Genomic DNA, 21,796 nt, shown 5'->3' on the forward strand with positions numbered 1-21,796 from the left:
TGGGTCCCTGCCCTCGCCAAGTGGTGAAAGGAACCCAGTATCCGCCGGGTCCGCCAGCAATTGCGGGGAAAATCGTGAAACGGTTTTCCCGCAGAAATTACGTCAAACAAAAAGCTGGAAAAGCCATCGCTGGAGCCGCAGCAACCCGGCCATGGCGGCTACTATCAGTGCGTTCGATATCACGCCGATCGCGGTGGTCGTCCAGGCAATGTCGCCGGATTGGCCAAGGACAACGAACGGAAATGCAGCGGCGATGACGACAATCGCCGCGCACAATCCCAGCCAGGCCACGCCCGGCCGCGTAACCGACCGGCTGAGGAAATAGGCGATCCCGACCAGCAGGATCCGCAGCGGATCCAACATCTGGGCGATGACAATAGCAATCAGAAGCATGGATAAGAACTGGGACTGGAGTGCCAAAAGGTCTTAGCGCGCGAACCCGTGCAACCGGGCGAGCAGCCACTGCAGCGGATTGCCGACGAAGGCACGGGTGACGAACGTGTCATGGGCGGCATCGGATGCAAGCAAGGCGATGGTGCCGGCTTCGAGGCGGCGCGGCGGATCGGGACTGGCGGCGATGCCCTGGCCCGCCAGCAACTGCCGGATTCCGGCATTGCCGGAGGCCGAGGATTTGCCATAGGCGCTGACGAAGAAGCTCTGCCGGTGCTGCGCGATCCAGCTGGCGAAAATGTCGGCCTCGTCGAAGACGGCGTCGAGCAGGACGACGCCGAGCAGGCGTCCACCGATGTCGCCGTTCCTGAGAATGGAAGCGGCCGGATTGTAGCCGCCGCTATAGGCCACCAGCACCACCGCCATGGCGTCGAACTTTGCCGCCTTGGCGCCGGTCAGCCTGGCCATACTTTGCGCAGCCTCGGCCATGAATTTGGCAAAATAGCCCGGCGTCCAGAAATTACCGGCGCTGGAATCCTGCGCGTTGCTGGCGAATTGCGGCGCCACCAGAACGGCGTTGAGGCCCGACGCCTCGACCTGCGCGACCACTCGCTGGCGGCCGACCACGTCGCGCTGCAAGGTGGCGCCATTGCCGTGGAAGAACACCACGATGACCGCCGGCTTGGCCGGATCGAACCCTTTCGGCACGGCCAGCAGCGTCGAGCGGTCGGAATAGGTCTCGTCTTCCCAATAAATGCCGCCGCGCGGCGAGGTGTGGCCGCGCCTTCCGTCCGCCGCCATGACGTCGAGAAACGGCGCGGAGCCGTCGGGCAGCTTGCCCCAGTAGGGAAAGGGCGATGCCTTGAACGGCACGATGGTGGAGATGGCCTTGCGCAAGCGCGCCCCCTGGCTGGCCACCGGAAACATCGCCGTGGCCAGCAATCCGGCGACGATGGCGCGCCGGTCCGGCATCAGGCCGCCACCAGCCGGATGGACGGCGCCTTCGACGGCAACAGCACGGCGAAGAAGGCCGGAATGGCGATGAGATAGGCAATCGCCGCCCATTGCAGCACGGCGCTTAAGCCGAAGCTGGTGGCGACGATCGGCACGGCGGCCGAGCCGATGACAGAGAAACAGCCATTGATGCCCCAGGCCCAGACGAAAAGATGCTCCTTGCCGAGCCGCGCCAGCCAGGTCATGGCGGTGGCCATCGGCATGCCCATCAGGAAGGCCGGCGGCGACACCAGGAGAAAGCAGAGCAGCAGGCGCACCGTATAGGGATAGGCGCCGATCCGGTCGAGCACCGGCGACAGATAGAAGCCACAGGCGAGCAGCAGCCCGCACACCGCCAGCAGCACGAGCGGCAACATTGTCCTGGCGCGGTCGAAGATGCGCTCGGCAAACAGGCTGCCGAGGCCGGAAAACACCAGCATAGAGGAGATCAGCACCGAGGCCGACACCGTCGGGTTGGCCAGCGCGACGGTGAAGCGGCTGATCAGCCCGACCTCGACCATGATGTAGCCGAGGCCGAGACAGGCGAAATAGAGGATGGTGCCGAGCTTGCCGCGCGAGCGCGAGAACACGATGCGCCAGCCGAAGATGACCGGCAGCAGCACCAACGACGCCGCCGTAATGCAGGCAATGCCGAGCGTCGCCCAGATCAACAGATAGCCCCAATCGTCCTGGAACAGGTCGAGCCGGTCAAGCGTGCGCGGCAAATCGGCGACCTTCACATAGGCGGCGAAATAGGGCTGGTCGTTGCTCAGCGCCCGCGCGTCGAAGACGTAGTCGCCGGCAAGTTTTTCCCAGCCGCCTGTCAAAAGCGCGTGCCAGCTCATGCGCTGCAGTTCCGTCGCCGGCAGCATTTGCGGGCCGGCATCGCCGCCGGCCCCCGCGCAGGCGTCGAGCGTCGGATCGGCCGGCGCCGTCGGGTCGCAATCGGGATTTGCCGGTGCGGTCGGGTCGGCCGGTGCGGTCGCGCCAGCGGCCGGCTGCTGCGTCAGCGTCGCGTCCTGTCCGCTGCCGAAGATCGAGGCGCGGTAATCGTCGAGTACCTTTCGCGCGCCCGAACCGTCATAGATCATTCCTGGATAATAGACTTCCTCCCACGACATCGACTTGGTGTAGTCGCGCAGCGTCTTGATTTCGGCCTCGGAGAAGCCGCCGCGCTTGAACAGCACGGTCGTGGTCGAGAGATAGCTCGACACGGCGAAGATGTCGTTGGCGGCACCCTGCGGGTCGAAGGTTTTCGCCGCCTCGGCGACGGTCGAATAGAGCTTCAGAACCGATTTCGGCGGCTCTTCCTTGTTCCACAAGGTGATCGACAGCACGCCGCCATCGGCCAGTGCGTGCATGTAGCTCAGCATCGCTTCGCGCGTGTAGGCGTATTTCTCCGAGATGGCGAAGCCGCCGGGATTGGACAGGCCGACACTGTCGGCGAGGCTGAGGTCGATGACGTCGTACCGCTCGCTCGTGTTGGCGAGGAACAGCCGTCCGTCATAATCGATGACCTTGAGCCGCGGCTCGGCCAGGATATCGCCGGTGACGTCCTTCAGCACCGGGTCGCGGAACGCCCGCAATGTCATCGGATTGCTCTCGGCGACGGTCACCGAGGTCGAACCGGCATTGAGCGCGGCCTGCGTGGAGATGCCGCCGCCGAACTGCACGACGAATGTCTTGGGCTTGTCCTTGACGACATAGGGATAATGCATCGGCAGATAGCGGAAATAGACCTGCTCGGCCGGCGCCAGGTTGCGCATGATGCCTTCCGGCCCGTCGCCGTCGCGATACATGCCGACATAGGTGTTGGCCGGCACTTCAGGCATGCCGAAAGCGGCATTGTCGCTCAGGCCCGGCGCGAAATGCATGTAGGAACTGGCATAGACCTGCAGGTCGCCGAAGGGTGAGACGCTGCGGTAGATGCGCTTGCCGTCCGGAAAGTTGCGGGCATAGGCGACGCCCTTGTATTGCGACACGGCAATGTCGGGGATGCCGAGCAGGTTGGGCAGCATGAGATAGCCTGATATCGACAGCGCCGCCACGGCCACGCCGGCGACGACGCTCTTCCAGGCGCCGAATGCGAAGAACCACAGCAGCGAGCCGGCTGCCCACAACAGCAGCGGCACGACGATGATGGTTTCCGGCGCGAACAGATAGAGCGACACCAGCACGGCGAGGCCGGCGAGCCCCGAACCGGTGAGGTCGGCGAAATAGACGCGGCCGAAGGCGGTGCGGCTTTTCAGGAAGACGATGCCGAGGAAGAACGCACCGGCCAGGAACGGCAGGAGATAGAGCAGAAAATTGGCGAGCAGCCGCCATTTCTGCGCCGGGTCGGACACCAGGAAGATGGCGTTGAACGGCACCGTCTGGGCGACCAGGTTGGAGCCCACGGCGAGCGGGCCGATCAGCAGCAGGGCCGCGGTGGCGGCACCTTGCCAGTGGCGGTCGAACCAGCCCTTGCCGGCGAAGATGACGACGCTGGACAGCGAAAAGCCGAGCATGGCAAGGCTGACCACCAGCGAACCGAAATGCGACCAGCTGCCGACGGCGAACACGCGCATGACAGCGATCTGCAGCGCGATGATGGCGCCGGCGATCAGCCCGACAGCGAGGTAATGCGCGAGCCGTGGCGCCTCCAGCGAGGCGATGCTAGGTCGAGAGGTCGATACAACAGCCGTCATTCAGGCCCCTTGATGCGGCAGTTTAGCCCGACAGGCTTGGACCGGCACGGCAACTCAGCCGTTATGCGTGCCGACGATCTGGTCGCCTTCCAGCTTGGTGAACGGCACGAACGGCACCACCTTGCCATTGTAGATGTCTGAGCGGACGATGTTGAACGTGCCGTCGGCGAGCTGCTGCTTGGTCACCTTGAGCACGTGCTGCGCGCCCGGCGGGCCGACCGGAATGACCATCACGCCATTGGGCTTCAGCTGCTGGAGCAGCGACGGCGGGATGTGGTCGATGCCGCAGGTGACGATGATCTTGTCGAACGGGCCGACGCTGTCCCAGCCATAATAGCCGTCGGCATTGCGGCTGGTGACCGAACCGAACTCACTGTAGCCGCGCTCGACCAGCCCGTCATAGGTGCGCCGCGTGCGCTGCGCCAGCGGATTGATGATCTCGATCGTGTGCACCTTGTCGGTAAGGTTGGCGAGATAGGCCGACTGGTAGCCCGAGCCAGTGCCGATCTCGAGCACCGCCTCGCCGAACTGAACGTCGATCGACGTCGTCATCCGCCCGACCAGGTGAGGACCCGAAATCGTCACGCCATAGCCGATGTCGAGGAAGGCATGGTCGTAGGCGCGGCCCAGATTCTGCGGCAGCACGAATTCCTCGCGCGGTGTCAAAAGAAAGGCGCGCTTGTTGCGATCGTCCAGCACGTCCTTGTTGTAGACCATGATCTGGAAGCGATCGAATCGCTGCGCCAAGAACTTCGGATCCTCGCCGCGATTGGCCACCATCCAGTCGATGAACGATTTTTTGTCGTTGAACGGCACTTCGGCGTTGCGGTCGTAGGGCACGGGCACGTTGGCCCTGACCGTGGCTGGAAGAATGGAGAACGCCGCCGCACCCGCCGACAGCGTCAAGAAATCCCGACGCTTCATGGAAAAAGCCTCCAAAAGTGGCCTTTGCCACCCCAAAACCAAGCACTTCAACCCGATTGCACTGCCTCCCAAAACGAGTCAATGGGCGTCGAGGGGCGACCGTGCGGGCCGAAAAAATGTGGCAAGCGGGCAACAGTTTGCCGATGCCATCGGCTTTTGCAGCCCCGCACAATGGCTCGCCGCATTGCCGCAGGGCTCGCGGGAGCAGCGTTGCCTTATATTAGCAATGGCTGTTTTGCTTGACTCGGTCGGCAAAAACAGGCAGCAAACCAGTATCGGAAGGGCTGAAATACCGCATGCATGATCGTGGACGAGCCTTTTTTGGCACAAAGTCCACATCTCTCGGTTGGTTTTGAGAGGGATTGGTTAACCAACTTTGTCCATATTTTGAAGCAATCGGCAATCAACGACAGGCGCGGCAAACGCGTCGGGGACCACCCTGGGATCACTCGCAGAATGGTCGTCGCGGCTGACAAGGCCACGTACGGGGAAAACCGATTGGAGCGAGATTGGTTGCATGGCGTTGTCGAGTAAACACAAAATAATCCGGGACCAGCGCGAGGGCGGCGAGTTCGTCGATGCGCAGCGCACCCCTTCCTTCAACCCGAAACGGATCGTCCGCTGGATCGCGGTGCCCGGTGCCAGCGCCGCCGTCGGCCTCTGGCTGATCGGCACCATGGCCGGCCTCAGTTCCGTCGGCGCCTCGCTGTCGGCGACATCGAGCGGCCTGCCCCAGACCCTGGCCATGCCGGGCTCGCTGGCGATGGCCGATCCGCTGAAACAGCATTTTCTGAGGTCTTCGGCGCCGTTCGCGCTGGCCAATGCCCATGGCGGCGCCCAGGCCCTGCATGACCATGCCGTGCAATGCGGCGCTAGCTGCTTCAAGCTGGCCCGAGTGAGCCCGCTGGGTGAGAAATCCGCGCGCCTCACGATCCATGCAAGACCCGAACAGCCAATCTTGAAGTCGAAGGCGCAGGAGCGCTTCGACCGCATGGAGGCGTCGCTGTCGCCGACCAAGCTCGCCGCCGCCTTTGCCGGCGCCGGCAAGCCCGTCGCCACGGCCGACGCCCGCCCGGTGATTTCCCAGGCCGCACCGCAGATTACCGAGGCGTCGCTAGTTCCGTCGGTCCAAGTGATGGCCAGCCTGTCGAGCGACATGCCGGCTCCCGTGGCGGAACGCTTTGCCCGTGCCGATACCGGCGTCGTCCAGACCGCGCCGGCGCCGATGGGCCTCGCCCAGTCGCAGACGCCTGACAACACGCAGCTGGCGCTGGCCCTCGTCCAGTCCCTGCCGGTCGAGGACGAAGCATTCGCCTCGCCGCTGCCGATGACCGAATCCTCCGCCGATGTCGCGATTGCACCTGCCGAGACCCAGCCGCAACAGCCCGGCGACGCCGCTTCGCTGCCGGATGCGCTGACCGACGACGTGCCGCTGCCGACCCGCCGCCCGCAATACGACGCGCCGCGGCAGCCAAAGGCCGTGGTGGAACAGGATGAGCCGGCGCCGCAGCCCAAGTTTGCTCAGCCCAAGATCGCGCAGCAGAAGCCGGCGCCGCAGGCAAAGCCGGTCCAGCAAGCCCAGCCCACAAGGCCTGCCCGGGCCGGCCGGTCTGGCGAGGGCGGCGATGTGCTGGCCTATGCCAAGCCGGATACGCCGTCGGGCGGCCTTGGCCAGGCGTTCAGGAATCTTTTCAACGGACCAAGCGGCGGAAGCGGAGCCGGCCACGGCGTCGCCGTCTATGACATCAGCGCCAAGACCGTCTACATGCCGGACGGCCAGCGGCTCGAGGCGCATTCCGGCCTCGGCGCCATGGTCGACCAGCCGCGCTATGTCCACGTGAAGGATCGTGGCCCGACGCCGCCTAACACCTATAATCTGTCGCTGCGTGAATCGCGCTTCCATGGCGTCGAGGCCCTGCGCCTGACTCCGGTCGGCGGTGGCAACAAATACAACCGCGACGGCCTGCTCGCCCATACCTACATGCTGCGCGGCGGCCGCGCCGAGTCCAATGGCTGCGTCGTCTTCAGGGACTATGCCCGCTTCCTCGCCGCCTTCAAGAAGGGCAAGGTCACACGTCTCGTCGTGGTCCCGCGCCTCAACGGATCGCCGACCCAGGTGGCGACGGACAACGCCCGCGGCGCCTGACCGCGGGCAGGTACCCCCTCGGCAATTGCCTTCTCCTGACAGCCTTCTGTCAGGAGCCGCATCGAGGCATGCGCCCCACCGCATCGCGCTCTTTCCATTTTCGCCAAGACCTCCCATATTCGGGGCATGGCCAAATCCCCCGAGAAAAGAACGCCGCCGACGGCGAATGACGACCGCGCCGCGCCGAAGCGGCGCAGCCCGCTGACCGATTTCCTCGACGCCTCGGAACCGCTGCACAGAGGCGGCTTCGCCGAGATGCCGCAGGCCGAACTGTCGGGCACGCCGCTGACCGGTTCGATCGCCGACTGGGCCGAGCAGATCGAGCAGGAGGCGGAGCGCGAAGGGCGCCAGGCCGGCAAGGGCGACGGCGGCAAAGCGCCGAAGGCGGCGAAAAAGATTCCCGAGCGCTCGACCTCCCCCGGCCGCACCGCGCGCGGTACCTCGATGGGTGGCGCGGCGACAGCCAGGGAGCGCACCGCAGCCGGCCTCAATCCGGTCGCCGGCCTCGACATCTCGCTGGAAGAAGCCGAGACGATGACCTCCAGTGGCGTCACCGCCACGGTGGCCGCCCTGTCGGCGCTGATCGAATCCGGCAATCCGCTGCACAAGGACGGCGTGTTGTGGACGCCGCACCGCCCTGCCCGGCCGGAAAAGTCGGAAGGCGGCATCGCCATCAAGATGGTGTCGGACTTCGAGCCGGCGGGCGACCAGCCGACCGCCATCAAAGACCTTGTCGAAGGCGTCGACAACAATGACCGCACCCAGGTGCTTCTCGGCGTCACCGGCTCGGGAAAAACCTTCACCATGGCCAAGGTGATCGAGGAGACGCAGCGTCCTGCCCTGATCCTGGCGCCGAACAAGACGCTGGCCGCGCAGCTCTATTCCGAGTTCAAGAAATTCTTCCCCGACAATGCGGTGGAGTATTTCGTCTCCTACTACGACTACTACCAGCCGGAAGCCTATGTTCCGCGCACCGACACTTTCATCGAGAAGGAATCCTCGATCAACGAACAGATCGACCGCATGCGCCATTCGGCGACGCGCTCGCTGCTCGAACGCGACGACGTCATCATCGTCGCCTCGGTGTCCTGCATCTACGGTATCGGTTCGGTCGAGACCTATACGGCGATGACCTTCCAGATGCAGATCGGCGACCGGCTCGACCAGCGCGCTCTGCTCGCCGACCTCGTCGCCCAGCAATACAAGCGGCAGGACATCAATTTCGTGCGCGGCTCGTTCCGCGTGCGCGGCGACACGATCGAGATCTTCCCGGCCCACCTTGAAGACCGCGCCTGGCGGATCTCGATGTTCGGCGACGAGATCGAGCAGATCACCGAATTCGACCCGCTGACCGGCCAGAAGACCGGCGAGCTGAAGAGCGTCAAGATCTACGCCAACTCCCACTATGTGACGCCGCGCCCGACGCTGAACCAAGCGATCAAGTCGATCAAGGAAGAGCTCAAGCAGCGTCTGGTGGAACTGGAGCGTGCCGGCCGCCTGCTGGAAGCGCAGCGGCTGGAACAGCGCACCCGCTTCGACCTCGAAATGCTGGAAGCCACCGGCTCCTGCGCCGGCATCGAGAACTATTCGCGCTATCTCACCGGCCGCCAGCCGGGCGATCCGCCGCCGACCTTGTTCGAATATATTCCCGACAATGCGCTGGTGTTCATCGACGAAAGCCACGTCACCGTCCCGCAGATCGGCGGCATGTATCGCGGCGACTTCCGGCGCAAGGCGACATTGGCCGAATATGGCTTCCGCCTGCCCTCCTGCATGGACAACCGGCCGCTGCGCTTTGAGGAATGGGACGCCATGCGTCCGCTCTCCGTCGCCGTTTCGGCGACGCCCGGCGGCTGGGAAATGGAACAGTCCGGCGGCGTCTTCGCCGAACAGGTTATCCGCCCGACCGGCCTGATCGACCCGCCGGTCGAGGTGCGCCCGGCCAAAAGCCAGGTCGACGATGTCGTCGGCGAGATCCGCGAAACGACCAAGGCCGGCTACCGCACGCTGGTCACGGTGCTGACCAAGCGCATGGCCGAGGACCTGACCGAATACCTGCACGAACAAGGCGTGCGCGTACGCTACATGCACTCCGACATCGACACGCTGGAGCGCATCGAGATCCTGCGCGATCTGCGCCTCGGCGCTTTCGACGTGCTGGTCGGCATCAACCTTTTGCGCGAAGGCCTGGACATTCCCGAATGCGGCTTCGTCGCCATTCTCGATGCCGACAAGGAAGGGTTCCTGCGCTCGGAAACCTCGCTGATCCAGACCATCGGCCGCGCTGCCCGTAACGTTGACGGCAAGGTCATCCTCTATGCCGACCAGGTCACCGGTTCGATGGAGCGGGCGATGGCCGAGACCAACCGCCGCCGCGAAAAGCAGATGGAATGGAACGCCGCCAATGGCATCACGCCGGAATCGGTGAAGTCGCGCATCTCCGACATTCTCGACTCGGTCTACGAGAAGGACCATGTCCGCGCCGACATCTCGCAGTTCACCGACAGCGCCGGCGCCATGATGGGCAATAACCTCAAGGCGCATCTCGACGCGATGGAGAAACAGATGCGCGACGCCGCCGCCAATCTCGACTTCGAGAAGGCTGCCCGCATCCGCGACGAGATCAAGCGGCTGCGCGAGATGGAACTGTCCATCTCCGAAGACCCGCTGGCCAAATACGCCGACATGGAAAGCCCGGTCTCGGGCCGCGAAAAGGGCAAGCACAACAAGGGTGTGGCCAGGCATCGCACGGCGGAGGAACAGGAGCGTTTCCGCAAGCTCGACGAGGCACGTGCCGCCGAAGAGGCCGCCAGAGCTGCCCGGCCCAACCTCTTCCGCAAGCCTGATCTCGACGAGATGGGTGCCGACAGCGCCGTGCCGGTGAAGAAACCGCTGTTCGCCAAACCCTCGATCGACGACATGGGGCCTGGCACTGACATGCCGACACCGGCAGGTGCGGTGTCGCGCTCGCTGTTCAAGAAGCAGTCGGCGTCCGAAGCGCACGGCTCCGACTTCGGCATTCCCGGCGAGCCGGTCAAGCCGCTGTTCAAGAAGAACTCGCTCGACGAGATGACCGTGCGGCGTACGGAAAAACCGGTCGAGGGAAAAGTGCCGGCGAAGCCCCAGCCGATCTCCCCCCCTGTGGGCGCCGGCAGGATAGACGCGAAGGATCGCGACGAAAAACCGATCATCCGCCAGCGCACCGGCATCGGCTCCTACGAGGACCCAGGCGACGCGCGTCGGGAGAAGCGCCGGCCCGGGAAAACGGGCAGGCCGGGGAAGTAGCGGCCTCTTCCTTCTCCCCCCTGTGGGAGAAGGTGGATCGGCGCGCCAGCGCCGAGACGGTTGAGAGGTGTTCCAGCAGAATGAAGCGTTGGTGTTCCCTGGATCACCCCTCGTCCGACCTCGCTTCGCGAGGCCACCTTCTCCCACAAGGGGAGAAGGAAAGCGCTCCATCGGCGCACCTTGAGTCGGAACAGCCTCTGGACTATGCGCTCGCGCTTGCCGCCAGGCGGTGGAAGCGATAGCACGGCTGCAATCCTGCCTCTGCCAGCAAAGCTCCCACCCGCCCCCACCTCATGAAACCAAGGGACATCGCCGCCTACGCCTTCCTGGCCGTCACCTGGGGCCTGTCGTTCCTTGTGCTGCTCAAGGTCGTACACGCCTTCGGCTGGGTCGGCGCGGTCACCTTGCGCTCGCTGATCGCCGGCATCACGCTCTTCCTGCTGGCGGCGGCAACGCGGCGACGGCTCGATTTCAGCGCCGGCTGGGGGCACTTCGCCATCGTCGGCGCGACGACCGTCGCGGCGCAGCTGATCGGCTTGTCCTACGCCACGCCGCGTATCGGCACGGCGATGGCGGCCATCCTCGTTGCCGCGATCCCGCTGTTCTCGATGATCCTTGGCCAGTTATGGGGGCTCGAGCGCATCACCGTTCGCGGGCTTGCCGGCTTGCTGCTCGGCGCCGCGGGTATCGTGGTCTTGGTCGGCTTCCCTTCGGTGCCGATCACGCCGTCCTTCGTATTCGGCTGCGCCGCCTCGCTGTTCAGCTCCTTCTCCGCCGCCTTCGGCAGCAACTACGCCAATCGCCATCTGCGCTCGGCCGGCTCGTTCGAACTCACCGGCGCCGCCTTCCTGTTCGGCGGGCTGATGACGCTGCCGTTGCTGCTGGCCGTGCCGGTGCCGGCCATGCCGCGTCCTGTCGATTTCCTCTATCTCGTCCTTCTCGCCTGCGTGATGAGCGCGGTGACCTATGTCGTCTATTTCCGGCTGGTGGCCAGCATCGGCGCGACCAGGACGATCAGCGTCGAATTCGCAGTGACCACGATCGCCGTACTGGTTGGCACCATCATGCTTGGCGAGTCGCTGACAATCATCCAGGCCTTCGGCGCGGTGGCGATCATCGGCGGCTGCATATTGGTGCTGGATCCGTTCCCGCGCCGGGCGAAAGCGGCGGCCTTGCCATCCGCCCCGCCTTTGGTGTAATCGCTTCGCACACTCGAACGTCTTGAAAGGAGGGCTCACGTGTTCACGTTTCATCGTCACCATCGTCAGCGTGGCCCGATTTCTGCCCTGCAAGCCAGCTTGCAGGGCTGACCAGGGACGGTCCGGGTTTTTCCCGCTTCGATTTTTTGGTCTGCCCTTCGTGGTGCCGCAACGCCGAGCCTGATGGCCAGCACGCGCACCGTCAAAGTGCATCCGGAGTTGTTTCCGGCAAGACCAGAGAAATCCAAATGGCCCTGATCAGCCTCAAATCCCTCGGCGTCACCATGAGTGCGCCGCTCTTCGCAAACCTCGACCTCACCATCGGCGCCGGCGACCGTCTCGGTATCGTTGCCGCCAATGGCCGCGGCAAGTCGACCCTGCTCAAATGCCTGACCGGCGAGATGGAGCCGACATCAGGCGACATCACCCGCACGCGCGGCTTGCGCGTCGGCCATGTCGAGCAATCGGTTCCCCCTGCCCTTCTCGGCCGCACCTTTCATCAGGTGGTGGCCGACGCCTTGCCGCCGGAGCAGGCCGAAAGCGAGATGTGGCGCGTCGACGTAGTGCTGGATTCTCTCGACGTGCCCGAGACGATGCGCGAGCGGGAAATGCAGGCGCTGAGCGGCGGCTGGCAGCGGCTGGCGCTGATCGCCCGTGTCTGGGTGACCGATCCCGACGTGCTGCTGCTCGACGAGCCGACCAACCATCTCGACCTTGCCCGCATCAGCCAGCTGGAAAGTTGGCTGAATGCGCTGCCGCGCGACGTGCCCGTCGTCATCGCCAGCCATGACCGCGCCTTCCTCGACGCCACCACCAACAGGACGCTGTTCCTGCGCCCGGAACAATCGCCGGTGTTTGCGCTGCCCTACTCCCGCGCCAGGCAGGCGCTCGACGAGGTCGACGCCTCGACAGCGCGAAAATTCGAGCGCGACATGAAGATCGCCCAGCAGCTGCGAAAGCAGGCCGCCAAGCTCAACAATATCGGCATCAATTCCGGCAGCGACCTTTTGGTGGTGAAAACCAAGCAGCTCAGGGAACGGGCGGAGAAGCTCGAAGAGGCAGCGGTATCGGCACATCGCGAGAAATCGGCCGGAGCGATCCGGCTTGCCAATCGCGGCACCCACGCCAAGGTGCTGATCACGCTCGACGACCTGGCGGTGGAAACGCCCGACGGCACGCTGCTGTTCAGGACCGGCAAGCGCCATATCTGCCAGGGCGACCGCATCGTGCTGCTCGGCCGCAATGGTGTGGGCAAGTCGCGCTTCGTCAGCCTGATCCGCAACGCCATCGCCGAACCCGATACGATCGTGAACGTGAAGGTGACACCGTCCACGGTGCTCGGCTACAGCGATCAGGCGCTGTCCGGCATCAGCGGCGACGACACGCCGCTGGCGATGGTCTCGTGCCGCTACGAGGTCGGCGAACAGCGCGCCCGCTCGCTGCTTGCCGGCGCCGGCGTGGTCATCGAGATGCAGGAGAAAAGGATCGGCGTGCTGTCCGGCGGCCAGAAGGCGCGGCTGATGATGCTGGCGCTCAGGCTCGCCAACCCCAACTTCTATCTGCTCGACGAGCCGACCAACCATCTCGACATCGATGGCCAGGAAGCGCTGGAGGAGGAATTGCTGAAGCACCAGGCAAGCTGCGTGCTCGCCTCGCACGACCGCTCCTTCATCCGCGCCATAGGCAACCGCTTCTGGCTGATCGAGAAGCGGAAGCTGACGGAGGTCGAGGACCCCGAGGGCTTTTTCCGCGAGGTGGCCGAAGGCGGCGGTTGAGCGGCGAGACAGAATTCCGGCTTGCCGTCGGCAGGCCAGAATTTCGTATCATTTCATGAGACGTACCGTTGACTCCCGAAACGTATCATGCTATGGTACGTTTCTTGGATTCGACTGATGATACGCTCGTTCAAGGACAAGACCAGCGAGGCCGTTTCGAATGGCGAGTCTCCAAAGGGCTTCCCGTCGGACCTTGTTCGATCGGCCCAGCGGAAACTGTTCATGATCGACAACGCGACAGAGTTGTCGGACCTGAAGACTCCCCCAGGCAACAGGCTCGAGCCCTTGAAGGGCAACCGTGCCGGTCAGCATTCGATCCGCATCAACGACCAGTTTCGCATCTGCTTTCGCTGGGTGGACGGGCAGGCTGAGGATGTCGAAATAACTGACTACCATTGAAGGAGGTCTCAAATGCTGAACATCAACCCTCCCATTCATCCCGGAGAAATCCTTCGAGAGGAATACCTCGTCCCGCTTGGCCTGAAGCCTTACACGCTAGCCAAAAAGCTGCATGTGCCGCGCACGCGCATCGAGCGCCTGGCAAGCGAGGCGACACCGGTAACGCCCGACACCGCGCTACGCCTTGCCAAGTTTTTCGGAACCACGCCGCAATTCTGGATGAACATGCAGGCGAGCTACGACCTTGCCGTAGAGGGAGAGGCCAAGAAAGCCGACCTTGAAACGATCGAGCGCTTGGACACAGCTGCCTGAATTAAACCGCGCTGGAACAGCCGGTCTCAAGCTGCCCGAAAAAAGATCCAGCGCTCTGTCGGATCGCCTGAACCTGCCGCGTCCTTGGGATGCCGACACGATGATGCCGGCTTCAACCCAGGGAGAGAACATCATGTCGGTCCTTTCATCCATCGGTCGCATCGCAACCCAATATGCGGCAGCACGTGCCCGCCATCGCAGTGAGCGCATCCTGCTCTCGCTGCCAGCCGAATTGCGCAAGGACATCGGCTTCCCGGAACTCTTTGACGCGCAGAACAGCCGCCGTGCAACAACCTTCTCGGCCAAGGTCATATGACCGCGACCAGCCTGTCCATGCGATTGCCCCTCAAACCCGCCGGCTGCCCGGTCCGTCCGGGCCCGGCCCGCAAAAAAATTTCGCGGCCATGTAGGATTGCCGTCACCTCGTGCGTCCTGTGGTTCGCTAGGGCAAGCCGAACGCAAAGAGGAGCGAGACATGACTGACCAGACCCCCATTCAGCCCAGGGCAGAAGTGCTCGGCGGATTGACGCCTTATCTGCAGGTGGACGGCGCCTTCAAGGCCGCCGATTTCTACAAGAAGGCCTTTGGCGCCAAGCAGGTCTTTGCCTACCCGGCCGACGAGCAGGGCCGTACCATGCACATTCATCTCCACGTCAACGGCTCGACGCTGATGCTTTGCGATGCCTATCCCGAGCACGGCCATCCGCATAAGGCGGCGCAAGGCTACACGCTGCAGCTCCATCTCGACGATGGCGACATCGAGACCTGGTGGCAGCGCGCCGTCGACGCCGGCTGCGAAGTGGTCACGCCGCTGCAGGTGATGTTCTGGGGCGACCGCTGGGGCCAGCTGAATGATCCGTTCGGCGTCGCCTGGGCGATGAACGCGCCGGTGAAGTAGCGAGCAGGCGTCGCCCGCCAGGGTTGACGCGCTCACCGCGCCGGGTCGCATCCCCGCCGACCCGGCGCTCGTTTTTCAGCAAAGGAGGTCACATGTCCTATGTCGACGGTTTCGTGCTTGCCGTGCCAAAGGCCAAACTCGACGACTACAAGAAGCTGGCCAACCTCGCAGGCCCCATTTGGATGGAACACGGCGCGCTCGCCTATGTCGAATGCATCGGCGACGACGTGCCCCATGGCGAACTGACCTCGTTTCCGCGTGCCGTTCAGGCAAAGGACGACGAGATCGTCGTCTTCGCCTGGGCGCTCTATGAATCCAGGCAGAGCCGCGACGCGGTTATGGCCAAGGTGATGGCCGATCCGCGTTTGACACCCGATTTGGGACCCATGCCCTTCGATATGAAGCGCATGATCTTCGGCGGCTTCCAGCCCTTCATCGAGCTTTGAATTGCTCTGCCCCAAGATTGGTTGAGATTGAGGTCAGGCCGAGCCGAGAATGGTGGTTTCCGAGAACCGGAACGGAACGTACTTAAGTACGTGAGTACCGGAAGCGCAGGGAACCGCCGTTCGCAGGCCGGCCTCACCTCAATCTCAGTCCAGCTTGTCGAGCAGCGGCTTCAGCCGGTCCCCATAGCGCTTCCACAGGTCGACCGAGCCTTGATACATCGGCTGGCGCACCTGCGCGGCGGAAGCCGTGCGCACCGGCCGGTCGGTCTCGTGGAACGACAGCACGGCATCGTTCCACGGCAGGCCGAGATACTCGATCAGCGCCCGGCTCTGGCCTTCCTGGTCGGCGACGAAATCCTCGTAGCGCACATCATGCACGACGCCGGGCAGCACCTTGTGCCAATGCGCCATGATGTCGGTGTAGAGATTGTGGAAGTCGGCGAGCTCGCCGAGATCGTAGCCGTAGCGGTGGCTGTCGCCGCGGAAATGCACCTTGTAGATCGACAGGCAGGTTGCCGCCGCATCGCGGGCGCAGTGGATGATCTTGGCCTTCGGCATCATCATGTGGATGAAGCCGACAAGCAGGAAGTTGCCCGGCATCTTGTCGGTGACGTGGCTGATATGCGGATAGCGGGCATGCAGCATGTCGAGATAGGCCTGGCCCGCCTCGGCGAAATCCGCATCGTCCGTATCCGATACGCCCCACGGAAAGCCACCCGGCATGGTCGCTGGGAACTGCTTGCCGACCGCGTTCTTCAGGATGCTGAGCTCGCCCGCGCCATAGACCTGCGGATGGCTGGCGATGATCTGCTCGACCAGCGTCGTGCCCGAACGCGGCATGCCGACGACGAAGATCGGCGCGTCATCGGTGATCGGGCTCGGTCTGTGCCTTTCGAAGAAGCCGGCATCGAACACCGTCTTCATCGCCGCGAATTCCTCGCGCGTCCTGACGGGATCATAGTTGATCCCCTTGCGGCGAATGGCGTTGCCTTCGGCAAAATAGTCGAAGGCCTTCTCATAGTCCTTCAGATCGTCATTGGCCTTGCCGAGGCCGAACGACAGTTGCATGCGCGCCAGGCTGTCTTGCGGCGCCTTGGCGTGCTGGGCTTCCATGCCGGACAATTCGGCGTCGCGCTCCTTCTGGCGCTTGACCTGCGTCAGCATCAGCCACGCCGTTGCCATGCCCGGATTGACCGCCAGCGCCTGCCGAAACAGCTCGGCCGCCTCGTCGAGCTTGCCCTTTTCCATCATTCCGACGCCCAGCCCATGCAGCAGGTCGGCATCCTTGGGGCGGATGGTCAGTAACTCGCGGAAGACAGCCAGCGCCTCGTCCAGCCGTCCGGCTTCCTGCAGGGTTTCGGCAAGCCCGATGCGGGCGCGCACATGGAAGGGATTGCGAGCGACCGTGCCGCGATAGATCTCTTCGGCCTCCTCGAACCGGCCGAGCTGCTTCAGCGACGAGCCGAGATTGTCGCGCGCGGCGAGCTGCTCCGGCCGCAGATCCACCGCGCCGCGGAAAAAGTCGATTGCCGCGGCCACGCGGCCGAGATCGCGCATCACCGTACCGAAATTGTTGAGGAAATCGGCATTCGTCGGCTGCAGGCTCACCGACCGCTCGATGAGATCCAACCCTTCTTCGCTGCGCCCGGTCTGGTGCAGCAGCAGCCCCAGGAAATGCGCCGCCGCCGCGTGTTTGGGCTGGCGCGCCAAGACTTGCCGGTAGATCGATTCTGCCTCTTGCCGGCGCCCGGCCTGGTGCAGTTGCAGGGCCTGCTGCACATACTGGTCGAGACCCAGCGGCGGCTGTCCGCCCGCGCCTGGCCTGGTTCCCGCACCCGCCGCTCGTCTTTGATCTCTGTTAATGGGAAACCTGCCGTGTTTGTCCGCCTGCCGCGATCTAGGCCATTGGCGCTGCAGGTTCAAGTCTTCGCGGGCTTCCGAGCTCTTTTGGGATGCCTTGAGCGATCAGATCAGGCGGTTGGTCTCGGCAACCTGCCTCGCCCGCCTCACCGTGCCATCGGTATCGGAGATCGTCCGCCTTGCCGCCTCATCGCTTCTGATCGTCAGTGCCGACTTGACGATCATCGGCTGGCCGGTCGGGCCAACGGCAATGGCGTGGATGGCGATTGGCTTGATGATCGGATTGACCGCGACGGTCTTCCCCCTTGAGCCTCTTGTGGAAACCATGGTTTTATCCTCGTTCCGGAGTAAATAAAAAATACCGAGCCGGAGAAAAATTCCGACACGCTCTCAAGAATTTTTTAGAAATATGCTGAACCATAGCAGAAATATCGGAGCGCCTATAGCCATCTATTTTTCAATTTGAACGGGTTTAATTTCCAAATCGTCTTGAATATCCGCGCCAATCGATCTACATAAGATGGATCGTTTTGGCCAGAATTGGCATCTCGCGGCGTCAGAGGTTCTCGACCCGCCAATCTCATTCCAAATCGTCGATGACGCACGGCACATTCGCCCTGCGACGATCTTTCAATACGCGAAAGACAGATATGACCACGGGTATCGTGAAATTCTACAATGGCCAGAAGGGTTTTGGCTTCATTCAACCAGCTGACGGCGGCAAGGACGTTTTCGTCCATGTCAGTGCGCTGGAGCGCGCCGGCTTTCCCGGCCTCGCCGAAGGCCAGAAGCTGCAGTTCGACCTGGAGCGTGACGGCAAGGGCCGCGAGTCGGCCGCCAATCTGCAACTGATCTGATCCGGCCGAATTCGATGAACGCTGACCACGGATGTACTGGCAGCTCTCGAAAGCGGCTTATTTCCAGCGATGGCCGGAAATAGAAAAGCGGGGCTCGTCCCCGCTTTTTTGCGTTCAGGCCGCTGTTATTACGTGACGCCCAAGGTGTGAACCAACCAAGGCCAGGACAATGCCGGACCGTACCACCCATTCCATAGCCCATTTCACGGCATCCTTCATGCTCGGAGGCCTGGAAGGACCGTTGCCGGCCGGCGACTACGACATCGATCATGATGAAGAGCTGATCGAGGGCATGTCACGCATCGCCTGGCGCCGCGTCGCCACCTTCATCCACCTGCCGGCAAGGGCGGTAAAGAACCCCACGATCAGCCAGCTTGTCGCCATCGACCACCTCGAACTCGAATCCGCGCTGAAGCGCGACCGGGAGAATGCAGCATGATCCGTTTCCAGCAGAATGCGCGTCCGCGCAACGACACGCCCTCGCACCTTTTCGCCATCGGCCAGACGGTGCGCATGAAGAGCCGCACCGGCCTCGTCCAGAAGACGGCGGAACTGTTCGAGATCAAGAGCAGGCTGCCGGTCAAGGACGGCTCGCCGCAATACCGTATCCGCAGTGAGCAGGAGACCCACGAGCGGGTCACCACGGAAGACAATCTCGAACCGGCCGACAATCCGGCTGTCGCCAACAATCCAGCGGTCTGAGATCCCGAACCGCCAACCAAAACGCACAAGGAGCAGTCCATGTCCAAAGGTCAACAGCGAAGCAATCGCGAAGCGCGCAAGCCGAAGAAGGACAAGGTCCTGGCCAAGCCCGCCTCCCCGTTCGGTTCGGCGGTCAAGCAGGCGGAGAGCGGCCTGAAGCCGAAGTCCAAGGGCTGACAGCCTTGGGATGCTTCGCATGCGCCCCATCCCCTGCCTGGGCAGGCGATGAACTGACAACAGGCCCATGCCAAGTCCTGCCACGGAGGCTTGCTTGAACTTCGTCATCGAGTTTTACCGGTCACGCGACGCCGAGGAGGCAACGCTCGACAAGGTGTCGCTGGAAGCGCCGACCTTGCGCGCCGCCTTGCAGGCCGCGGCCGCACTCTTCCACACGCTCGCAATGCCGCAAATCCCCGACCGCCTGCGCATTTCCGATGAGCACGGCAGCGAGCTCTATGCCGGGCCGGCCGACGGGGCTTATCCATCCTAGCCGGCTGTCGAAGAAGCCGTGCTTGCCGCGGGTCCCATTAAAGTTCGTGTAAGAACGAGACAATAAGATCCGCCTGCCGCCGAAAACGGGGGCCCGAGACTATTTCGGCTGGCAAGATCGCCAGCCACGGCCGGGGCAGGAGGCGTATGGACAGGCTACGCATCATCGTGACGGCGGTGGTGCTGGGCTTGGCTGGCGCCATCGCGCCCATCGCGGCGATGTTTCACCTTTCATGGACCCAGGCCGTCCAGAACGAACACGAACGGCTGCATCTGTTCGCCGGCCGTGCCATCGCCAGGGCCGACATGTCGCTCAACGAAGCGCGGGATGCCTTGCGGCAGATCGACCGCTTCACCGGCATCCCTTGTTCGGCGGATCACATCGCCCGCATGCGACAGCTCACCATCAACACACGCACCATCGAAGAAATGGGCTATTTCGAAAATGGCCTGCTCAAATGCTCGTCATGGGGGCCGACCGACGGTCGCGTCGCGCAATCGAAGCCGGACTTTGTCACCAGCGACGGCATTGCCGTCACCGCTCGCATGCAGCCGGTGATGAGCGCGGGCCACACGCTGATGGCGCTGCGCTACAAGGACCACAACGCCCTTGTCGATCCGGTGCGTTTTGCCGACATTATCGTCGACCCCGGTGTCCAACTTGCCCTGACGACGGAAAACGGCATCCTGGTCGGCGCACTGAACGCCCCCGATCCCGCGCGTATTGGCAAGATCGTCGCCGGTCCTGAAGAAGGCCTGGACGACGATCTCCTGTTTGCCACGGCGCGCGGGACCGGCTGGATCGCCGTCGCCACCGAACCGCAAAGCCAGATCCTGGACGGTGTGCGCCGGCAGCAGCGTCTGCTGCTCCCGCTCGGCGCCTTCATTGCCGCCTTCATCATCGGCATGGTCGTCTGGCTGTCGCGGAGGCGTCTTTCGCCCCTGGGCGAATTGCAGATCGCCGTGCGCAAGCGCGAATTCATCGTCCACTATCAGCCGATCGTCGAACTCAGGACCGGCACTTGCATCGGCGCGGAAGCGCTGGTGCGCTGGAAGCGGCCGGACGGATCCCTGGTCCAGCCCGATCATTTCATTCCACTTGCCGAAGAGAGCGGACTGATCACGGCGATCACCGATCAGGTCATTGCGCTCGTCGTGTCCGACCTCAACAGCCTTCTGGTTGCCGATCGCTCCCTTCATATCGCCATCAACCTCAGCGCCACCGACGTCGGCACGGAGCGGGTTCTGCCGGTTATCGCAAGGGCATTGCAGCATACGGGAATCCAGCCACGACAGATCTGGCTCGAGGCAACGGAGCGCGGCTTCGTGGATATCGAGGCGGCGCGATCGACGCTCACGCGTGCCCGCGAACTTGGCCATGCGGTGGCGATCGACGATTTCGGCACCGGCTATTCTAGCCTGTCCTATCTCGAAGGGCTGCCGCTGGATGCGCTCAAGATCGACAAGTCGTTCATCGACACGATCAGCACGAATTCCGCCACCAGTTCGGTCACGCCGCACATTATCGAGATGGCCAAGACGCTGAAGCTGAAGATTGTCGCCGAAGGCGTCGAAACGCAGGCCCAGGCCGACTACCTCTTGGAACGCGATGTCGACTATGGCCAGGGCTGGCTATTCGCCAGGCCCATGCCCGCAGCCGACTTCATTGCCTATTGCCGCCGGGCGAAAGTGCCGTCTGGCAAGGTCTAACTCTTGTTCTAAGCAGCATCCACCTTCTCCGGGAGAAGGCGGACCTGCCCTCTCAGCACGGGCCATCGCCGACGATGCGGTAGTCCGCGGCGCGGGCTTCGCAGGCATTGGGAAAGCTGCGCATCTCGCCATGGCGGCGGGCGCAGACGGGCGCGTATTCGCGGGTGCAGAACGTCTGCTCTTCGCCACCACCATCGCCGCCGTCGCCGCGGCAGGGGCCGTCGCGCACGATGCGGTAGCCGGCGCGGTCGGCAAGGCAGGCATTGGCGAAGGTCTGGCGGTCGCCGCCGCGCCGGGCACAAACGGGCTCGTATTGCCTGGTGCAGAATTCCGGTTTGGGACGCGGCGGCCGCGGGCGTGGTCCTGGCCCATCATCGACGACCACGGTGCAGGCGGCCAGAAGCGCCGACAGGAACAGGACGGCAAACCCTTGCCGCGAAAAAACCGACGCCAGGAATTTCATGCTGATTTCTCCCTCGATCCCATCCCCGATCACGATCCTCGCCATTCCCCTGTCAAATGCAACCCTGTCGGATGGAACCGCGTTCGCGGGGGCGGAAACGGCGATTACGGCCATGGCCGGCATCCGCCGGCAACACTGGCCCATGCGCGATCCTCTCTGTGGGTCAATGACCGGCCCGGCAACGAGGCCTATCTGCGGCCCGTCGACGCTCAGATCGGTCGATTCTTGCGTCGGGATGCGCTCTGTGTGGCGGCCCGCGGC

23 protein-coding genes are annotated in these 21,796 nt (G+C 63.6%); 16 read left to right on the plus strand and 7 right to left on the minus strand.

Features of this window, described 5'->3' with window-relative positions; genetic code table 11:
* Positions 1 to 102: 102 nt before the first annotated feature.
* From ACVILI_RS28800 to ACVILI_RS28815, 4 genes are read right to left on the minus strand one after another with little or no spacing between them, the layout of a single operon-like run.
* Entirely contained in the window at positions 103 to 393 is a 291-nt protein-coding gene (locus tag ACVILI_RS28800) for a hypothetical protein (RefSeq protein ID WP_038649030.1), read from the minus strand.
* Positions 394 to 426: 33 nt separating this feature from the next.
* On the minus strand, positions 427 to 1,362 hold the full coding sequence (locus ACVILI_RS28805) for a hypothetical protein (RefSeq protein ID WP_038649033.1): 936 nt from the start codon (positions 1,360 to 1,362) through the stop codon (positions 427 to 429).
* Positions 1,362 to 4,070: a polyamine aminopropyltransferase gene (locus ACVILI_RS28810; protein WP_038649036.1), complete on the minus strand. Its 2,709-nt coding sequence runs from the start codon at positions 4,068 to 4,070 to the stop codon at positions 1,362 to 1,364. The genes ACVILI_RS28805 and ACVILI_RS28810 overlap by 1 nt, the downstream gene beginning before the upstream one ends.
* Positions 4,071 to 4,124: 54 nt before the next feature.
* Complete coding sequence (locus ACVILI_RS28815; protein WP_038649039.1) at positions 4,125 to 4,994, minus strand: protein-L-isoaspartate O-methyltransferase family protein; 870 nt, start codon at positions 4,992 to 4,994, stop codon at positions 4,125 to 4,127.
* Here ACVILI_RS28815 and ACVILI_RS28820 point away from each other — a divergent pair.
* The 10 genes from ACVILI_RS28820 to ACVILI_RS28865 all read left to right on the plus strand — a co-directional run bounded on the left by ACVILI_RS28820 (position 4,993) and on the right by ACVILI_RS28865 (position 15,454).
* Positions 4,993 to 5,298 (plus strand): hypothetical protein, encoded by a 306-nt coding sequence (locus ACVILI_RS28820; RefSeq protein WP_148307422.1) that lies wholly within the window; start codon positions 4,993 to 4,995, stop codon positions 5,296 to 5,298. The genes ACVILI_RS28815 and ACVILI_RS28820 overlap by 2 nt on opposite strands.
* 213 nt (positions 5,299 to 5,511) lie before the next feature.
* Positions 5,512 to 7,140, plus strand: coding sequence for a DUF2778 domain-containing protein (locus ACVILI_RS28825; protein ID WP_019860606.1), 1,629 nt, complete (start codon positions 5,512 to 5,514; stop codon positions 7,138 to 7,140).
* A gap of 126 nt (positions 7,141 to 7,266) precedes the next feature.
* Entirely contained in the window at positions 7,267 to 10,425 is a 3,159-nt protein-coding gene (uvrB, locus tag ACVILI_RS28830; protein WP_038649045.1) for an excinuclease ABC subunit UvrB, read from the plus strand.
* A 293-nt stretch (positions 10,426 to 10,718) separates the two neighbouring features.
* Positions 10,719 to 11,624, plus strand: a complete 906-nt coding sequence (locus tag ACVILI_RS28835) for a DMT family transporter (RefSeq protein WP_038649047.1) — start codon at positions 10,719 to 10,721, stop codon at positions 11,622 to 11,624.
* 248 nt (positions 11,625 to 11,872) lie between these two features.
* Positions 11,873 to 13,399 (plus strand): ABC-F family ATP-binding cassette domain-containing protein, encoded by a 1,527-nt coding sequence (locus ACVILI_RS28840; protein WP_038649050.1) that lies wholly within the window; start codon positions 11,873 to 11,875, stop codon positions 13,397 to 13,399.
* Between the two features lie 117 nt (positions 13,400 to 13,516).
* Positions 13,517 to 13,798, plus strand: coding sequence for a type II toxin-antitoxin system RelE/ParE family toxin (locus tag ACVILI_RS28845; RefSeq protein WP_038649052.1), 282 nt, complete (start codon positions 13,517 to 13,519; stop codon positions 13,796 to 13,798).
* A 12-nt stretch (positions 13,799 to 13,810) separates the two neighbouring features.
* Complete coding sequence (locus ACVILI_RS28850; RefSeq protein ID WP_019860611.1) at positions 13,811 to 14,110, plus strand: HigA family addiction module antitoxin; 300 nt, start codon at positions 13,811 to 13,813, stop codon at positions 14,108 to 14,110.
* 133 nt (positions 14,111 to 14,243) lie between these two features.
* Positions 14,244 to 14,426 (plus strand): hypothetical protein, encoded by a 183-nt coding sequence (locus ACVILI_RS28855; RefSeq protein WP_032920719.1) that lies wholly within the window; start codon positions 14,244 to 14,246, stop codon positions 14,424 to 14,426.
* A gap of 159 nt (positions 14,427 to 14,585) precedes the next feature.
* Positions 14,586 to 15,008, plus strand: a complete 423-nt coding sequence (locus tag ACVILI_RS28860; protein ID WP_019860613.1) for a VOC family protein — start codon at positions 14,586 to 14,588, stop codon at positions 15,006 to 15,008.
* Between the two features lie 92 nt (positions 15,009 to 15,100).
* Positions 15,101 to 15,454: a DUF1428 domain-containing protein gene (locus tag ACVILI_RS28865; protein ID WP_038649055.1), complete on the plus strand. Its 354-nt coding sequence runs from the start codon at positions 15,101 to 15,103 to the stop codon at positions 15,452 to 15,454.
* A 144-nt stretch (positions 15,455 to 15,598) separates the two neighbouring features.
* Here the strand turns inward: ACVILI_RS28865 and ACVILI_RS28870 are convergent, their stop codons facing one another.
* On the minus strand, positions 15,599 to 17,233 hold the full coding sequence (locus ACVILI_RS28870; protein WP_038649057.1) for a tetratricopeptide repeat-containing sulfotransferase family protein: 1,635 nt from the start codon (positions 17,231 to 17,233) through the stop codon (positions 15,599 to 15,601).
* 186 nt (positions 17,234 to 17,419) lie between these two features.
* Positions 17,420 to 17,641, minus strand: coding sequence for a hypothetical protein (locus ACVILI_RS28875; RefSeq protein ID WP_038649060.1), 222 nt, complete (start codon positions 17,639 to 17,641; stop codon positions 17,420 to 17,422).
* A gap of 323 nt (positions 17,642 to 17,964) precedes the next feature.
* Between ACVILI_RS28875 and ACVILI_RS28880 the strand changes: the two genes are divergently transcribed.
* The 6 genes from ACVILI_RS28880 to ACVILI_RS28905 all read left to right on the plus strand — a co-directional run bounded on the left by ACVILI_RS28880 (position 17,965) and on the right by ACVILI_RS28905 (position 21,072).
* Positions 17,965 to 18,171, plus strand: coding sequence for a cold-shock protein (locus ACVILI_RS28880; protein ID WP_010911078.1), 207 nt, complete (start codon positions 17,965 to 17,967; stop codon positions 18,169 to 18,171).
* Between the two features lie 169 nt (positions 18,172 to 18,340).
* Entirely contained in the window at positions 18,341 to 18,610 is a 270-nt protein-coding gene (locus ACVILI_RS28885) for a hypothetical protein (RefSeq protein WP_038649063.1), read from the plus strand.
* Positions 18,607 to 18,873 carry a hypothetical protein gene (locus tag ACVILI_RS28890; protein ID WP_019860620.1) on the plus strand — a complete coding sequence of 89 codons (267 nt, stop codon included), beginning with the start codon at positions 18,607 to 18,609 and terminating at the stop codon, positions 18,871 to 18,873. Before ACVILI_RS28885 ends, ACVILI_RS28890 begins: the two co-directional genes overlap by 4 nt.
* A 39-nt stretch (positions 18,874 to 18,912) precedes the next feature.
* Positions 18,913 to 19,050, plus strand: coding sequence for a hypothetical protein (locus tag ACVILI_RS28895; RefSeq protein WP_019860621.1), 138 nt, complete (start codon positions 18,913 to 18,915; stop codon positions 19,048 to 19,050).
* A gap of 94 nt (positions 19,051 to 19,144) precedes the next feature.
* Positions 19,145 to 19,363 carry a hypothetical protein gene (locus tag ACVILI_RS28900; protein ID WP_019860622.1) on the plus strand — a complete coding sequence of 73 codons (219 nt, stop codon included), beginning with the start codon at positions 19,145 to 19,147 and terminating at the stop codon, positions 19,361 to 19,363.
* 146 nt (positions 19,364 to 19,509) lie between these two features.
* Positions 19,510 to 21,072: an EAL domain-containing protein gene (locus tag ACVILI_RS28905; protein ID WP_038649066.1), complete on the plus strand. Its 1,563-nt coding sequence runs from the start codon at positions 19,510 to 19,512 to the stop codon at positions 21,070 to 21,072.
* 52 nt (positions 21,073 to 21,124) lie between these two features.
* Here ACVILI_RS28905 and ACVILI_RS28910 read toward each other — a convergent pair whose 3' ends face one another.
* Positions 21,125 to 21,535 (minus strand): Kazal-type serine protease inhibitor family protein, encoded by a 411-nt coding sequence (locus ACVILI_RS28910; RefSeq protein WP_038653253.1) that lies wholly within the window; start codon positions 21,533 to 21,535, stop codon positions 21,125 to 21,127.
* Positions 21,536 to 21,796: the final 261 nt, after the last annotated feature.

The organism is Mesorhizobium sp. USDA 4775 (genome assembly GCF_054062655.1).

Coding starts and splice junctions, on each gene's coding strand:
- ACVILI_RS28890 (WP_019860620.1), top strand. CDS start 18,607: ATGATCCGTTTCCAGCAGAATGCGCGTCCGCGCAACGACACGCCCTCG.
- ACVILI_RS28805 (WP_038649033.1), bottom strand. CDS start 1,362: ATGCCGGACCGGCGCGCCATCGTCGCCGGATTGCTGGCCACGGCGATG.
- uvrB (WP_038649045.1), top strand. CDS start 7,267: ATGGCCAAATCCCCCGAGAAAAGAACGCCGCCGACGGCGAATGACGAC.
- ACVILI_RS28875 (WP_038649060.1), bottom strand. CDS start 17,641: ATGGTTTCCACAAGAGGCTCAAGGGGGAAGACCGTCGCGGTCAATCCG.
- ACVILI_RS28840 (WP_038649050.1), top strand. CDS start 11,873: ATGGCCCTGATCAGCCTCAAATCCCTCGGCGTCACCATGAGTGCGCCG.
- ACVILI_RS28845 (WP_038649052.1), top strand. CDS start 13,517: ATGATACGCTCGTTCAAGGACAAGACCAGCGAGGCCGTTTCGAATGGC.
- ACVILI_RS28905 (WP_038649066.1), top strand. CDS start 19,510: ATGGACAGGCTACGCATCATCGTGACGGCGGTGGTGCTGGGCTTGGCT.
- ACVILI_RS28855 (WP_032920719.1), top strand. CDS start 14,244: ATGTCGGTCCTTTCATCCATCGGTCGCATCGCAACCCAATATGCGGCA.
- ACVILI_RS28800 (WP_038649030.1), bottom strand. CDS start 393: ATGCTTCTGATTGCTATTGTCATCGCCCAGATGTTGGATCCGCTGCGG.
- ACVILI_RS28835 (WP_038649047.1), top strand. CDS start 10,719: ATGAAACCAAGGGACATCGCCGCCTACGCCTTCCTGGCCGTCACCTGG.
- ACVILI_RS28885 (WP_038649063.1), top strand. CDS start 18,341: ATGCCGGACCGTACCACCCATTCCATAGCCCATTTCACGGCATCCTTC.
- ACVILI_RS28895 (WP_019860621.1), top strand. CDS start 18,913: ATGTCCAAAGGTCAACAGCGAAGCAATCGCGAAGCGCGCAAGCCGAAG.
- ACVILI_RS28825 (WP_019860606.1), top strand. CDS start 5,512: ATGGCGTTGTCGAGTAAACACAAAATAATCCGGGACCAGCGCGAGGGC.
- ACVILI_RS28880 (WP_010911078.1), top strand. CDS start 17,965: ATGACCACGGGTATCGTGAAATTCTACAATGGCCAGAAGGGTTTTGGC.
- ACVILI_RS28910 (WP_038653253.1), bottom strand. CDS start 21,535: ATGAAATTCCTGGCGTCGGTTTTTTCGCGGCAAGGGTTTGCCGTCCTG.
- ACVILI_RS28820 (WP_148307422.1), top strand. CDS start 4,993: ATGGAAAAAGCCTCCAAAAGTGGCCTTTGCCACCCCAAAACCAAGCAC.
- ACVILI_RS28810 (WP_038649036.1), bottom strand. CDS start 4,070: ATGACGGCTGTTGTATCGACCTCTCGACCTAGCATCGCCTCGCTGGAG.
- ACVILI_RS28850 (WP_019860611.1), top strand. CDS start 13,811: ATGCTGAACATCAACCCTCCCATTCATCCCGGAGAAATCCTTCGAGAG.
- ACVILI_RS28865 (WP_038649055.1), top strand. CDS start 15,101: ATGTCCTATGTCGACGGTTTCGTGCTTGCCGTGCCAAAGGCCAAACTC.
- ACVILI_RS28860 (WP_019860613.1), top strand. CDS start 14,586: ATGACTGACCAGACCCCCATTCAGCCCAGGGCAGAAGTGCTCGGCGGA.
- ACVILI_RS28815 (WP_038649039.1), bottom strand. CDS start 4,994: ATGAAGCGTCGGGATTTCTTGACGCTGTCGGCGGGTGCGGCGGCGTTC.